The sequence below is a fragment of the Bartonella machadoae genome, from assembly GCF_022559585.1.
In the GTDB taxonomy this organism is placed as follows: domain Bacteria; phylum Pseudomonadota; class Alphaproteobacteria; order Rhizobiales; family Rhizobiaceae; genus Bartonella; species Bartonella machadoae.
Map to the genome: position 1 here is coordinate 448289 of NZ_CP087114.1, position 12909 is coordinate 461197.

Genomic DNA, 12909 nt, shown 5'->3' on the forward strand with positions numbered 1-12909 from the left:
ATTAATGCTATAGAAACGCCTCCTGTATAAGGTTATTGGCTTTTCAGTTTGAGCGGATGTGGCGAAATTGGTAGACGCACCAGATTTAGGTTCTGGCGGGAGACCGTGGGGGTTCGAGTCCCTCCATCCGCACCAAAGGAATTCTTGAGCACTCAAGATTTCGATGTGTAGAGAATTCCATTTTATGGTTGATTTAACACTTAAGTGTTAGAATGTGGTATTATTATCAGAGTGGGTTGATCCCGTCTCCTCGAGAAAGATAGAGGTTATTTAATGCAGGTTACCGAGACGCTTAATGAAGGATTGAAGCGCGAGATTAAGATTGTGGTTCCGGCGCGAGATTTAGAAGAAAAATTAAATGAACGGTTGAATGATACCAAAGGTAAGATCAAACTTAATGGTTTTCGTCCTGGTAAGGTGCCGGCTGGATACTTAAAGAAGATGTATGGTAAGTCTTTTATGGCGGAAATTCTCAATGAGATAGTCAGTGATGCGCCGCATTCTATTTTAGCTGATCGCAACGAACGTTCAGCATTGCAACCGCAAATTGATATAGATGAAAATGAACAAATTCTGGATGGTAAAGCTGATTTTGTTTTTAATTTAAAATACGAAGTCTTACCAAAATTTGAAATTAAAGATTTTGAAAATATTGAAATTACCCGTGAAATTGCTACCATTCCCGAACAAGAGATTGATGATCAAGTAAAGAAAGTTCTTTCTTCTACACGGAGTTACTCACTAAAAGATGGTCTTTCTGAAGAAGGTGATCGTGTTACAATAGATTATCTTGGTAAGCTTGAGGGTGTTCCATTTGATGGTGGGGCGGGTAGTGATGCACAATTGGTTCTTGGGTCAAAACAGTTTATTCCTGGTTTTGAGGAACAATTAGTTGGTGTAAAAGCGGGTGATACAAAAACGATTTCTGTTAAATTTCCTGATAATTACAATGCGATGCATTTGGCTGGCAAAGATGCAGAATTTGATATCACGGTTAAAGCTGTCTCTAAGCCGGATGCGTTAAAGATTGATGATGAGGCAGCGCAAAAAGTTGGGTTAGAATCGCTTAGTCGCTTACGTGAAGTTGTTCGTGGACAGATTGAAAGTCAGTATGGCTCAATGACACGTCAAAAAATTAAACGTCAAATCCTTGATGCTTTAGATGCTGATTATAATTTTGAGATTCCTGAAGGGCTTTTGGAAATTGAATTTAACAATATATGGACTCAAGTTAATGATGATTTAAAAAAAGCTGGACGCAGTTTTGAGGATGAAGGTGTTACAGAAGAACAGGCACGAGAGGAGTACCGTGTACTTGCACAGCGCCGTGTTCGTCTTGGTTTGGTACTTTCTGAAATTGGAATGAAAGTTGGTGTTAAAGTAAGTGAAGATGAATTAAAAGCAGCTGTCTTTGATCAGGTTCGTCAGTATCCTGGACAAGAGAAGGAGATTATGGATTTTTTCCGCAAGACTCCAGAAGCTGTTGCAAATTTACGTGCTCCAATTTTTGAAGAAAAAGTCATTGATCATTTGTTGGCAAGGATAAAAGTCACAGATAAAGAAGTGTCAGTTGAAGAGCTGATGAAAGAGTATGACGACACAGATTTAATAGAAACAAAGCCAGAAAAGAAGAAATCTGCAGTAAAGGAAAAAACCACAGAGAAAGTTTCAGCTAAGAAAAAAACGACGAAAAAGGGTTAGTATTGAGGTGAACAGAACAGCCCGATGAAATCGGGCTTTTTTATGAGATTTATATTCTAGGCTTGCGGTTAGAGTTGTTTTAGATTAGTCATCAAGTATATTAAGAAAAATTGATAGTGGATTAACAATGGGCATCGTTGATACGCGCACTCCTGATTCTAAACGTTTCATTTCTGGAGCTACAGGTGATTGGGAAGTCATCATTGGCATGGAAGTTCATGCGCAAATCATATCAAATTCAAAACTTTTTTCAGGAGCGTCGACAAAGTTTGGTGCTGAACCAAATAATCACGTATCATTTATTGATGCGGCTATGCCTGGTATGTTACCTGTACTTAATCAGGAATGTGTGCGTCAAGCAGTTCGAACGGGTTTGGGATTAAAGGCGAAGATTAATCTAAAGTCTGTTTTTGATCGTAAGAATTATTTCTATCCAGATTTACCACAAGGATATCAAATTTCTCAATTTCGTTCTCCGATTGTAGGAGAGGGAAAAATTATTATATCGGTTGGTCCAGATTCGAATGGTCAGTTTGAAGACATTGAAATTGGCATTGAAAGATTACATCTTGAGCAGGATGCAGGAAAATCGATGCATGATCAACATCCAACGATGTCTTTTGTAGATCTTAATCGTTCTGGTATCGCTCTTATGGAAATTGTTTCCAAACCGGATATGCGTTCATCAGATGAAGCTAAAGCTTATATGACCAAATTACGTACGATTGTCCGTTATTTGGGAACCTGCGATGGCAATATGGATGAAGGTTCCATGCGTGCTGATGTGAACGTATCAGTTCGTCGTCCTGGTGAGGGTTTTGGAACACGCTGTGAAATTAAAAATGTTAATTCTGTTCGCTTCATTGGGCAAGCGATTGAGTATGAAGCGCGTCGTCAGATTGCAATTTTAGAAGATGGGGGTGTCATAGATCAGGAAACGCGGCTTTTTGATGCAGCTAAAGGTGAGACACGATCTATGCGATCAAAGGAAGAAGCACATGATTATCGTTATTTTCCTGATCCAGATCTTTTACCATTAGAATTTGATCAAGCGTTTGTTGATTCTTTAGCAGCGGAATTACCGGAATTACCAGACGATATAAAAGCACGTTTTATCAATGAAATGGGGTTAACTGCGTATGATGCTTCTATTCTTGTGACAGAAAAAGCTATTGCTGATTATTTTGAAGAAGTAGCATATGGGCGTGATGGTAAGATCGTTGCCAATTGGGTGATTAATGATCTTTTAGGTGCTTTAAATAAAGATAATCGTGGGATTGAAGAGACACCAGTAACACCAAAGCAATTAGGTGCTATTATTGATCTTATCAAAGAAGGAACAATTTCTGGAAAAATCGCTAAAGATCTCTTTGAGATTATTTGGAATGAGGGGGGCGATCCGCGTCAGATTGTAGAAGAGCGCAATATGAAACAGGTAACAGACTCAAAGGCTATTGAGAAAGCTGTTGATGAGATTATTGCCAAGAACTCTGATAAAGTTACACAAGCAAAACAAAAGCCTGCTTTAGTTGGTTGGTTTGTTGGGCAAGTTATGAAGGCAACAGGAGGGAAAGCAAACCCTCAAACTGTTAATGAACAGGTTAAGAAAAAACTTGGGTTAGAAGATTAAACTTTATGGAATAGAGAAAGATCTGTAAATACAATGTCTTATAGTTGAAAGCTATAAATTGGCATTTCAAATGAAGCTGTGGTAGGTTTTCTGTAAGTAAGGTTTGTTTTCAACCATTGAAAATGTTACGATATATTTATTCTGACGATTAATTTTGTAACGATATGAGAAGAAATGAAAGAGAAGATGGCTAGTTTTTTGAAGCAAATCTTCACGTGGTGGAGTGGAAATACTGTAAACACACGCTTTTTTACGTGGCGCAAAGGTAAACGCGTCGGGGAAGATCAGTTTGGCAATATTTATTATGAGGGAGGCATGCATAAAGATGGTTATTCGCGGCGTTGGGTAATCTATAAAGGTTATTCTGAAGCTTCTACTATTCCACCAGGTTGGCATGGTTGGATTCATCATCGCTGTGATAATCCTCCGACACAAGAGGATTATCAGCCTCATGAATGGGAAAAGCCTCATATCGCTAATATGACAGGGACAAGTGATGCTTATCGTCCAAAGGGGGCTATCCCTTACGGTGGTGAGCGCTCTTATGAGCCTGAGGATTATGATGCATGGTTGCCTGAGAGATAAAATATTTTAATGTGTCTGTATTTTTCTTATTTTGCTATATCTTATTAGTAAGAATTGTGTTTTATCTGCGGTTTATTTGATATGAAGAGAGCTTTTTTGTGTTAGGGTTGAGGCGTTTTTTTTGTTTTTTTCTCATGCAAATTGTAGTGGTTATGTCCCCTGTTGGTGTGGTGCGAGCTGAGCGTATTAGCAATGGCATTGCTGTTTTTGCAGGTCTTGATAAAATTACGGGTCGGACTACGCGTTTTGAAGTTTTTCTCGGTAAAGTTTATCAATATGGTGCTTTACAAGTTATTCCACGCGCATGTTATACGAGTTCTAAGGATGAACCCACCCGCACAACAGGTTTTGTTGAAGTCAATGAAGTAACACTTGATAAAAAAGTGCGGCGTATTTTTACAGGGTGGATGTTTGCAGATAGTCCTGGGTTAAATGCTGTAGAACATCCTATTTACGATGTGTGGTTAAAGGATTGTAAGCAGGATTCTTAGAAGCTGCTATTCAAATAATCTTTTGTATGAAATGATACAGTAAAAATGGATTTATTGTTTGTTATCGATATTCGCTAAAGACAGCTTTTAAAACTGTAGGGGGGATATTACAGTAAGGATTTTTTATTTTTTCACTTCCTTATGAATAAGTTGTTTATTTTACATTTATATGAATTTTCGTGAGGATGCCAGCTATCGGATTGATGAACTATAAATACTATTATTTTATACAAAGAAAAACCAATGCATAGGGAGGGTTTTATTTCATGAAAATGAAATCTTTAGGAGAAGAATTAAATGAATGAGTAATTATGATATGGTTATTAATATCTAGAGATTTTAGCTGACTTGAATGATTTTCATTGAAATTTAGTAGAGTGTTTCGTGGATGGTTTCCTTCATACCTGTTTTTTTATTACTTTGTATAAGGTATAGGTATTTTCACGGTGAAATATTTTGAGTTTAAGAGAAGGAAATGAAAGGGATATTAAGTTTAAAGGTTCTTCACTTGTTAAACCAATATTTTGAACAAAGCGCTGAATCTTCTAGAAAGTATTTTTTTATACAACATATTGATTTATAAAGATAAACAATAATTTGTAACTTGTGTTATATCTCTGAATATTGTAAAGTTCTCTCATCTCATCTCATCTCATCTCATCTCATCTCATCTCATCTCATCTCATCTCATCTCATCTCATCTCATCTCATCTCATCTCATCTCATCTCATCTCACGTACTTGCACATCATAAGCAGAGGGTGTGTAGGGAAAAACTTTAAAAAGGAGGGAAAAGACAGCCCATGAATCGTCTCAATGCAAAATTTGTTGCAACATTGAGGGATGGTAAAGAGTATGATGGTGCCATCTTGTACCTTTACAAGCATAAAGATGTTGGTGCTCAATGGCTTTATCGATATATCGTTTACGGGAACCGTCATAAAATGGAATTGGGGGGCATTAAAAAGTATCTCTTTTAAAAAGGTTTGTGAATATGCAAGACAATAGTGCTTTGTTTTACATGTAGGGTATAGCCCCATTAAAGAACGTGACAAATAAAAGTGTGAGGTTGTGCGTAATCTCCATTATATGATGGATTTTTATAATGAAAGATATTGATCACCAAGATAAGAATGTTTTGTTTTTACTAAAACAACCTAGAGAGCCATTGTTGAATGTTCCATTTATAATAGTCGTTTTGATAGCACTTTGTTTTGGTATTTATTTTGTTCAAGAGTATTTTTTGTCTGAGAGGCTCTATATCGAAAGTCTTGAATTTTTTTCATTTACACCAAGTTTCTTCAAGATTGATCCTTTAAAATTTTGTTATACTGTTATTAGTTATTCTTTCATGCATGGTAGTTTAAAACATGTTACTATTAATATGGTTTGGCTTTTGGTTTTTGGATCTCCTTTAGTAAAATATTTCGGTAATTTACGTTTTTTGATTTTTTGGGGAGTAACAGCAATTCTCTCTGTGTTGACTTATTTTGTCGTTCATCCAGACAGTGCGATATCACTTGTTGGTGCATCGGGTGTAGTTTCTGGAATGATGGGCGCATTTGCCCGTTACGGTTTTCCTCAGGGTTATTGGGGAGACAGGATGCAGAATGAAAGATTTTTAGGTCCTTTATTGTCTATCAAACAAGCACTCTGTTCAAGGGATGTGCTTGTTTATATGAGTATATGGTTGAGTGTTGATTTTATCATAGGTATTTCTTCTTTTTTGTTTGAAGAAGAGGGTATTTCAGTAGCATGGGAAGCGCATATTGGCGGTTTTATTTCAGGATTTTTGTTGATTGGTTTTTTTGATATTTCACGAAAAAAATGAAACATTATGGTCTAAGATACTTATGAGCCGCATAAAGTGCGATTGTTGCTGCGTTTGAAACATTTAATGATTTAATATTTCCAGGCATATCAAGACGCGTTAATGCGTAAACGGTTTCGCGTGTTTTTTTACGTAAACCTTTTCCTTCTGCTCCTAAAACAAGAGCAATTTTATTTCCTGTTAATGTTGTTTCTAGAGGATAGTTGCCTTCTGAATCGAGTCCAAAACTGCTAAAGCCTGCTTTATGAAGTTCTTGTAGTGCTTCGGCGAGATTTCCTACCGTGATATAATTAATCATCTCTAAAGCACCTGATGCGGCTTTAGCAAGAACTCCACTTTCTTGGGGGGAGTGACGACAAGTTGTGATAAGGGCTTGCGCTTTAAAGGCAACAGCAGAGCGCATAATAGCACCAACATTATGGGGATCAGTAATTTGATCCATTACAATGACAAGATCGGTATTCGTGAGTTCAGACAATTGGCATGGCTTGAGTGGGGCAGTTTCCACAACAATACCTTGATGCACTGCATCACTTCCAACAAGTGCGTCAAGTTGTTTGGGGGAACATAATGTAATAGGGCAAGGTAAATCTGATTCGGGTATATTTAATCGTTTTAGGGCATTTGGTGTAACATAGAGACCACCAAAAGTTCTTTTTGGATTTTTTAAAGCGGCATGAACCGAATGGAGACCATAAAGGCGAATTTTCCCATCTTGTAAGGGGGCTGCTTCCTTTTTTTGGTGCGAGGTAGATCGAGAAGAGAAGGCTTTTTTATCGCGATATTGGCGACGTAGACGAGCATAATGAGAATTCTTTGATATTTTTTCTTTCATAGTTTTTTATAGCCTTTTAACAGCAGAAAAAGATAGGAAAAAACTGTTATTAAAAAATTATTAGCAGAAAATTTGTAAAGAATCATATTTATTCTGTTGACAGATACGATGGTAATCGTCATAACCGCCTCGCAACCAGTTTCAATTGAATGGGTAATCGATTTTGGTTGTAGTGATGCCTCATCGCGCAACTTTGCCGGTGTAATGGAGTGTATGGAGGGGTGCCCGAGTGGTTAAAGGGGGCGGACTGTAAATCCGTTGCGTATGCTACGTTGGTTCGAATCCAACCCCCTCCACCATCCATTGAAGGAGAGTTAGTACGTACGTGGTATGCGGGTATAGCTCAATGGTAGAGCAGCAGCCTTCCAAGCTGAATACGCGGGTTCGATTCCCGCTACCCGCTCCAAACAATTGCTGATGCCAAACAATCGTTGATGCTAGGCAGTTGCTGATGATTGGGCGAGTGATTATGATGGGAGCTCTTTCCATCATAGATTTGGCGGTTTTTTCCGTCTAAGGGTTGTAGTGGTCAGATTTATGTGGCAATCTGGTTTAATTCAGTTTCATAAGACTGTTTCTAGGTGCTAATAAAATAGGTGCTAATAAAGCAAGAGAACAAAATAAGAGATTGAGCGATGGCAAAGAGCAAATTTGAACGTACGAAGCCGCATGTTAATATTGGTACGATTGGTCATGTTGACCATGGAAAGACGTCATTGACAGCAGCAATTACGAAATATTTTGGTGAATTTAAAGCATATGACCAAATTGATGCTGCACCAGAGGAACGTGCCCGTGGAATTACCATTTCTACAGCACATGTTGAGTATGAAACAGAGAAAAGGCACTATGCGCATGTTGATTGTCCTGGTCACGCAGATTATGTGAAAAACATGATCACGGGAGCAGCACAGATGGATGGAGCGATTTTGGTTGTTTCTGCTGCTGATGGTCCTATGCCTCAGACACGTGAACATATTCTTCTTGCGCGCCAAGTTGGTGTTCCAGCAATTGTGGTTTTTCTGAATAAGGTTGATCAAGTTGATGACGCTGAGCTTTTGGAGCTTGTTGAACTTGAGGTCCGTGAGCTGTTATCAAAATATGATTTTCCAGGAGATGAGATCCCAATTGTGAAAGGTTCTGCGTTAGCTGCCCTTGAAGATAAAGATAAAAGCATTGGTGAAGATGCGGTTCGTCTTTTGATGAGCGAAGTTGATAATTATATCCCTACACCAGAGCGTCCTGTTGATCAGCCATTTTTGATGCCAATTGAGGATGTTTTTTCGATTTCAGGTCGTGGTACGGTTGTTACTGGTCGTGTTGAGCGTGGTGTTATTAAGGTTGGAGAAGAAATCGAAATAATAGGGATTCGTCCTACGTCTAAGACGACGGTTACAGGTGTTGAAATGTTCCGTAAGCTTTTGGATCAAGGACAAGCAGGTGATAATATTGGTGCACTGCTTCGTGGTGTTGATCGAGAAGGGATTGAACGTGGTCAGGTTTTGGCAAAACCTGGTTCAGTTACACCGCATACGCGTTTTAAAGCAGAGGCTTATATTTTGACGAAAGATGAAGGTGGACGTCATACTCCGTTTTTCACGAATTATCGTCCGCAATTTTACTTCCGTACGACGGATGTTACGGGAATAGTGACGCTTCCAGAAGGAACAGAGATGGTTATGCCTGGTGACAATGTTGCGATGGATGTTTCTTTGATTGTTCCCATTGCGATGGAAGAGAAGCTTCGTTTTGCTATTCGTGAAGGCGGTCGTACTGTTGGTGCTGGTATCGTTTCTAAGATCATTGAGTAAAAAGTGGTTGTAAAAAAACGCCTTGTTATTAACAGGCGTTTTAATCTTGAGAGTTAGGGGTATAGCTCAGTTGGTAGAGCGGCGGTCTCCAAAACCGCAGGTCGCGGGTTCAAGCCCTGCTGCCCCTGCCAAATGGGAGTAGCATTTTAGCTGTGAGGAGGTAGGTTTTAAACTACCTGCTTTGCTTTTTTTTCTATGGGGCTTGTTTTTTTGTTTATGAATCGGTATTGAGTAGAAAATGAGAAGTTGCATAAGGCTGAAGGTTGGCTTTTCGCATTTTTATCGTAGTTTATTTTGTTGTATAAGCATAATAAGGCTAGAAAGAGTAATAAGGCTAGAAAGAATATAGTGTGACTGATGGCATCTAAAACAAACCCAATAACCTTTTTAAAACAAGTCTATGCAGAAACGGCTAAGGTAAAATGGCCTACGCGCCGTGAAACTATGATTTCTACTGTTATGGTTTTGTTGGTTACGGCATTTGCTTCAGTTTTCTTTTTTATTGTCGATCAAGTTATGCATTTTAGTGTTTGGCGGGGTATTGATCTTCTAAAATATCTTTTTAGTTGAGAGTGCAAGGAAGTGTGACTGTGGCTGCTCGTTGGTATATTGTTCAAGCATATTCGAATTTTGAAAAGAAAGTAGCAGAAGCTATTGACAAGGAGGCCAAACAAAAAGGGCTTGATCATCTTTTTGAGAAGATTTTTGTTCCCACAGAGCGTGTTGTAGAAGTTCGTCGTGGTCGTAAAGTTGATACTGAGCGGAAGTTTTTCCCTGGTTATGTTCTTGTTCGTGCAGAGCTGACAGATGAGGTTTATCATCTTATTAAAAATACTCCTAAAGTAACAGGCTTTTTGGGATCGGACTCACGTCCTATTCCCATTTCTGATCGAGAGGTTGAACAAATTCTAAAACAAGTTCAGGAAGGTGTTGAGTCTCCAAAATCTTCTGTATTATTTGAGGTTGGAGAGCAGGTTCGTGTTGCTGATGGGCCTTTTGTTTCATTTAATGGAATTGTTCAAGAGGTTGAAGAGGAACGTTCGCGTCTTAAGGTGGAGGTATTAATTTTCGGGCGTCCTACGCCTGTTGATTTAGAGTTTGGTCAGGTTGAAAAACTCTGATGAACTGAGAGTGATTTTATCACTATGAGTAAATGGTGGGAGGTGATTTTTGGCTTTTGTCGGCTTAATGATCCGGACCACTTAACTGCGGAGGGTAGCGGGCAAGAAGCATTGTCGGCATACCAATTAAATTGAAGGCAGATTGTTATGGCAAAGAAAAGTATAGGACAGCTCAAGTTGCAGGTTCCTGCAGGTGCGGCTACTCCGTCTCCACCGATTGGCCCTGCTCTTGGTCAGCGTGGTATTAATATTATGGAATTCTGTAAAGCTTTTAATGCGGCTACGCAGGAAATGGAAAAAGGTGCACCGATTCCAGTCGTCATCACTTATTACCAAGATAAGTCTTTCACATTTTCTCTAAAGACACCTCCTGTATCGTTTTTCTTGAAGAAGGAAGCGAATTTGAAATCTGGTTCAAAAGAACCTGGTAAAGTATCGGTAGGAAGCATTTCTCGTGATAAGATTCGGTCAATTGCACAAGCAAAAATGAAAGATCTTAACGCAAATGACATTGAGTCAGCGATGCGTATGGTTGAAGGTTCGGCTCGCTCTATGGGCTTAGAAGTGGTGGGCTAATGTTATGGCAAAAGTAGCAAAGAGAATAAAAAATATCCGAAAAGATGTTAACTTTAACGAGCTTTACGCTTTAAAAGATGCAGTTTCGATGGTTAAAGAGCGTGCAGTTGCTAAATTTGATGAAACAATTGAGATTTCAATGAACTTAGGTGTTGATCCTCGTCATGCAGATCAAATGGTTCGTGGTGTTGCACATTTGCCTAATGGGACAGGGCGGAATATTCGTGTTGCCGTTTTTGCACGTGGGGACAAGGCTGAAGAAGCGAAGAATGCTGGTGCTGATATTGTCGGAGCTGAAGATTTATTTGAGCGTATTAATGGTGGAATGATTGATTTTGATCGTTGTATTGCAACGCCTGATATGATGCCTCTTGTTGGTCGTCTTGGTAAAATTCTTGGTCCACGCAGTCTGATGCCAAATCCTAAAGTAGGGACTGTGACGCTTGATGTTGCGAGTGCTGTTAAGGCTTCTAAAGGTGGTGCTGTTGAATTTCGCGTTGAGAAAGCGGGTATTGTTCATGCTGGGATAGGTAAGGCTTCTTTTGGCGTTGAGAAGATAGTAGAAAATATTAAAGCTTTTGCGAGTGCTGTTATTAAAGCGAAGCCACAAGGGGCAAAAGGTGAATATGTTAAACGCGTTGCCGTTTCTTCGACTATGGGGATTGGAGTTAAAGTGGATCCAACAACTGTTCGTTCAGAGTAGGTTTAAGCAGATTTACTAATTTTGTTTTGGGGTATGTGAATAACGAGATTATGTTTTAAGATGTCGATTTTTATTGGCATTGAGCTATCTAAGCTTTAACGGGCTTAGGTTATATCGGAAGAAATTCCGAAATATCCTGTCCGAGATTGTGGGTGATACTGTTTGAAGTATCTTAATCGAAAAAAACCCGCATGAGACTGGGGTAAAAACTGAGAGTTAAAAGACTTAAAGGGTTTGAGCCAAGGTTGCCTTTGATCGCTTTGCGTGAAAAAGGGGACAGGATCCTCATCGATGGCATGGAGTATTTTATGCTATCAAAGGTAACCAACAGTTTTTAAAAAAAACTGTTAAATGGAGAGAGACAGTGAATAGAGCGGAAAAACGCGAATTTGTTACATGGCTTAACGAGGCTTTTCAAAAGTCTGGTTCTGTTATTGTTGCACATTATTCCGGTCTGACAGTTTCGCAGATGAACGATCTTCGTTCTAAAATGAGTGAAGCTGGCGGTGCCGTTAAAGTCGCCAAAAACCGTCTTGCTAAAATCGCTCTTCAGGGCACGGAATCTGAATCGATAGTAGACTTGTTTGTGGGACAAACACTTATTGCTTATTCAGAAGATCCGATTACAGCACCGAAAGTTGCTGTTGATTTTGCGAAAAACAATGACAAATTTGTTATCCTTGGTGGTTCAATGGGTGCAACAAGTTTGAGTGTAGATGCTGTGAAGTCTTTAGCTTCATTGCCTTCACTAAACGAATTGCGAGCAAAACTTGTGGGTATGATTTCTACTCCTGCAACCCGTATTGCCCAAGTTATTAATGCACCTGGTGGTCAGGTTGCGCGTGTCATTGGAGCATATGCTCAGGAGGATAAGGCGGCTTAAGGCTGTTTTGTATTCATATTGATAGAAGAGCTTTGAAGCTTTTCTGTTTTTTTTGAATAAGTTTAAATAATGGTTCAAATCTTTTAATTGAAGGAATGTAAAAATGGCTGATCTAGCAAAGATCGTAGAAGACCTTTCTAATCTAACACTTTTAGAGGCTGCTGAGCTTTCTAAGTTGCTTGAAGAAAAATGGGGTGTTTCAGCTGCTGCTCCTGTAGCTGTCGCTGCTGTTGCTGGTGGAGCTGCTCCGGCTGCTGAAGAAAAAACAGAATTTGATGTTATTCTTGTTGAGGGTGGTGCGCAAAAAATTAATGTTATTAAGGAAGTTCGCGCTCTTACGGGTCTCGGTCTTAAAGAAGCGAAAGATCTTGTTGAGGGGGCTCCTAAGCCTATTAAAGAAGGCGCTTCTAAAGACGAAGCAGAGAAAATTAAATCTCAACTTGAAGCTGCTGGTGCTAAAGTTGAGCTTAAGTAAATCTCATTTCATCGGCGGGCTTTTATGTTCGCCGATTTTCTTTCTCTTGGAAAGAAGGGAGATGATTAATGAAAACCTTTTCCCAAGTGTTGAAAAATTGTAATGGGAATGGGTTTTATTTCTTGTTCCTTTATCATAGGGCCAAGTAAATAGATGGCTTATGTTAAGGGGGAAAATGAGTGATATCCATTATCGGGTATTAGGTAAACTGGTCTGCATGTGCAGGTTAATGACATAAAGCTTTCAAGGTTTCGTCTACCTTGGAGAG

At 39.2% G+C, this 12909-nt stretch carries 14 protein-coding genes and 4 tRNA genes; 17 read left to right on the forward strand and 1 reads right to left on the reverse strand.

Annotated elements, in window-relative coordinates; all coding sequences use genetic code 11:
- Positions 1-52: 52 nt before the first annotated feature.
- The 7 genes from LNM86_RS02205 (at position 53) to LNM86_RS02235 (ending at position 6237) form a co-directional block, all read left to right on the forward strand.
- Positions 53-135, forward strand: a tRNA-Leu gene (locus tag LNM86_RS02205).
- Between the two features lie 138 nt (positions 136-273).
- A complete protein-coding gene (gene tig, locus LNM86_RS02210; RefSeq protein ID WP_241438256.1) occupies positions 274-1701 on the forward strand; it encodes a trigger factor in 1428 nt (475 codons plus the stop codon).
- A gap of 127 nt (positions 1702-1828) precedes the next feature.
- Complete coding sequence (gene gatB / locus LNM86_RS02215) at positions 1829-3331, forward strand: Asp-tRNA(Asn)/Glu-tRNA(Gln) amidotransferase subunit GatB (RefSeq protein ID WP_241438257.1); 1503 nt, start codon at positions 1829-1831, stop codon at positions 3329-3331.
- Between the two features lie 186 nt (positions 3332-3517).
- Entirely contained in the window at positions 3518-3916 is a 399-nt protein-coding gene (locus tag LNM86_RS02220) for an NADH:ubiquinone oxidoreductase subunit NDUFA12 (RefSeq protein ID WP_241438258.1), read from the forward strand.
- Between the two features lie 134 nt (positions 3917-4050).
- Positions 4051-4407, forward strand: a complete 357-nt coding sequence (locus LNM86_RS02225) for a DUF2155 domain-containing protein (protein ID WP_241438259.1) — start codon at positions 4051-4053, stop codon at positions 4405-4407.
- An 802-nt stretch (positions 4408-5209) separates the two neighbouring features.
- Positions 5210-5386: a DUF4102 domain-containing protein gene (locus LNM86_RS02230; protein WP_241438260.1), complete on the forward strand. Its 177-nt coding sequence runs from the start codon at positions 5210-5212 to the stop codon at positions 5384-5386.
- 125 nt (positions 5387-5511) lie between these two features.
- Positions 5512-6237: a rhomboid family intramembrane serine protease gene (locus LNM86_RS02235; protein WP_241438261.1), complete on the forward strand. Its 726-nt coding sequence runs from the start codon at positions 5512-5514 to the stop codon at positions 6235-6237.
- Positions 6238-6241: 4 nt separating this feature from the next.
- Here LNM86_RS02235 and LNM86_RS02240 read toward each other — a convergent pair whose 3' ends face one another.
- Complete coding sequence (locus LNM86_RS02240; RefSeq protein ID WP_241438262.1) at positions 6242-7072, reverse strand: TrmH family RNA methyltransferase; 831 nt, start codon at positions 7070-7072, stop codon at positions 6242-6244.
- Positions 7073-7287: 215 nt separating this feature from the next.
- On the opposite strand from LNM86_RS02240, the gene LNM86_RS02245 reads away from it, so the two are divergent.
- From LNM86_RS02245 to rplL, 10 genes are all read left to right on the forward strand, one after another.
- Positions 7288-7371, forward strand: a tRNA-Tyr gene (locus tag LNM86_RS02245).
- 33 nt (positions 7372-7404) lie between these two features.
- Positions 7405-7478, forward strand: a tRNA-Gly gene (locus LNM86_RS02250).
- Between the two features lie 229 nt (positions 7479-7707).
- Positions 7708-8883 (forward strand): elongation factor Tu, encoded by a 1176-nt coding sequence (tuf, locus tag LNM86_RS02255; RefSeq protein ID WP_144756285.1) that lies wholly within the window; start codon positions 7708-7710, stop codon positions 8881-8883.
- 55 nt (positions 8884-8938) lie between these two features.
- Positions 8939-9014 (forward strand) — tRNA-Trp (locus tag LNM86_RS02260).
- Between the two features lie 226 nt (positions 9015-9240).
- The gene (gene secE / locus LNM86_RS02265) at positions 9241-9453 is read left to right on the forward strand and encodes a preprotein translocase subunit SecE (RefSeq protein WP_241438263.1); all 213 of its coding nucleotides are present in this window, start codon (positions 9241-9243) and stop codon (positions 9451-9453) included.
- 20 nt (positions 9454-9473) lie between these two features.
- Positions 9474-10004, forward strand: a complete 531-nt coding sequence (nusG, locus tag LNM86_RS02270) for a transcription termination/antitermination protein NusG (RefSeq protein WP_241438882.1) — start codon at positions 9474-9476, stop codon at positions 10002-10004.
- Between the two features lie 147 nt (positions 10005-10151).
- A complete protein-coding gene (rplK, locus tag LNM86_RS02275; protein ID WP_241438264.1) occupies positions 10152-10580 on the forward strand; it encodes a 50S ribosomal protein L11 in 429 nt (142 codons plus the stop codon).
- A 4-nt stretch (positions 10581-10584) separates the two neighbouring features.
- Complete coding sequence (gene rplA, locus LNM86_RS02280) at positions 10585-11283, forward strand: 50S ribosomal protein L1 (RefSeq protein WP_241438265.1); 699 nt, start codon at positions 10585-10587, stop codon at positions 11281-11283.
- A 364-nt stretch (positions 11284-11647) separates the two neighbouring features.
- The gene (rplJ, locus tag LNM86_RS02285) at positions 11648-12166 is read left to right on the forward strand and encodes a 50S ribosomal protein L10 (protein ID WP_241438266.1); all 519 of its coding nucleotides are present in this window, start codon (positions 11648-11650) and stop codon (positions 12164-12166) included.
- Positions 12167-12269: 103 nt separating this feature from the next.
- Positions 12270-12641 (forward strand): 50S ribosomal protein L7/L12, encoded by a 372-nt coding sequence (gene rplL, locus LNM86_RS02290; RefSeq protein ID WP_241438267.1) that lies wholly within the window; start codon positions 12270-12272, stop codon positions 12639-12641.
- The last annotated feature ends 268 nt before the right edge of the window (positions 12642-12909 follow it).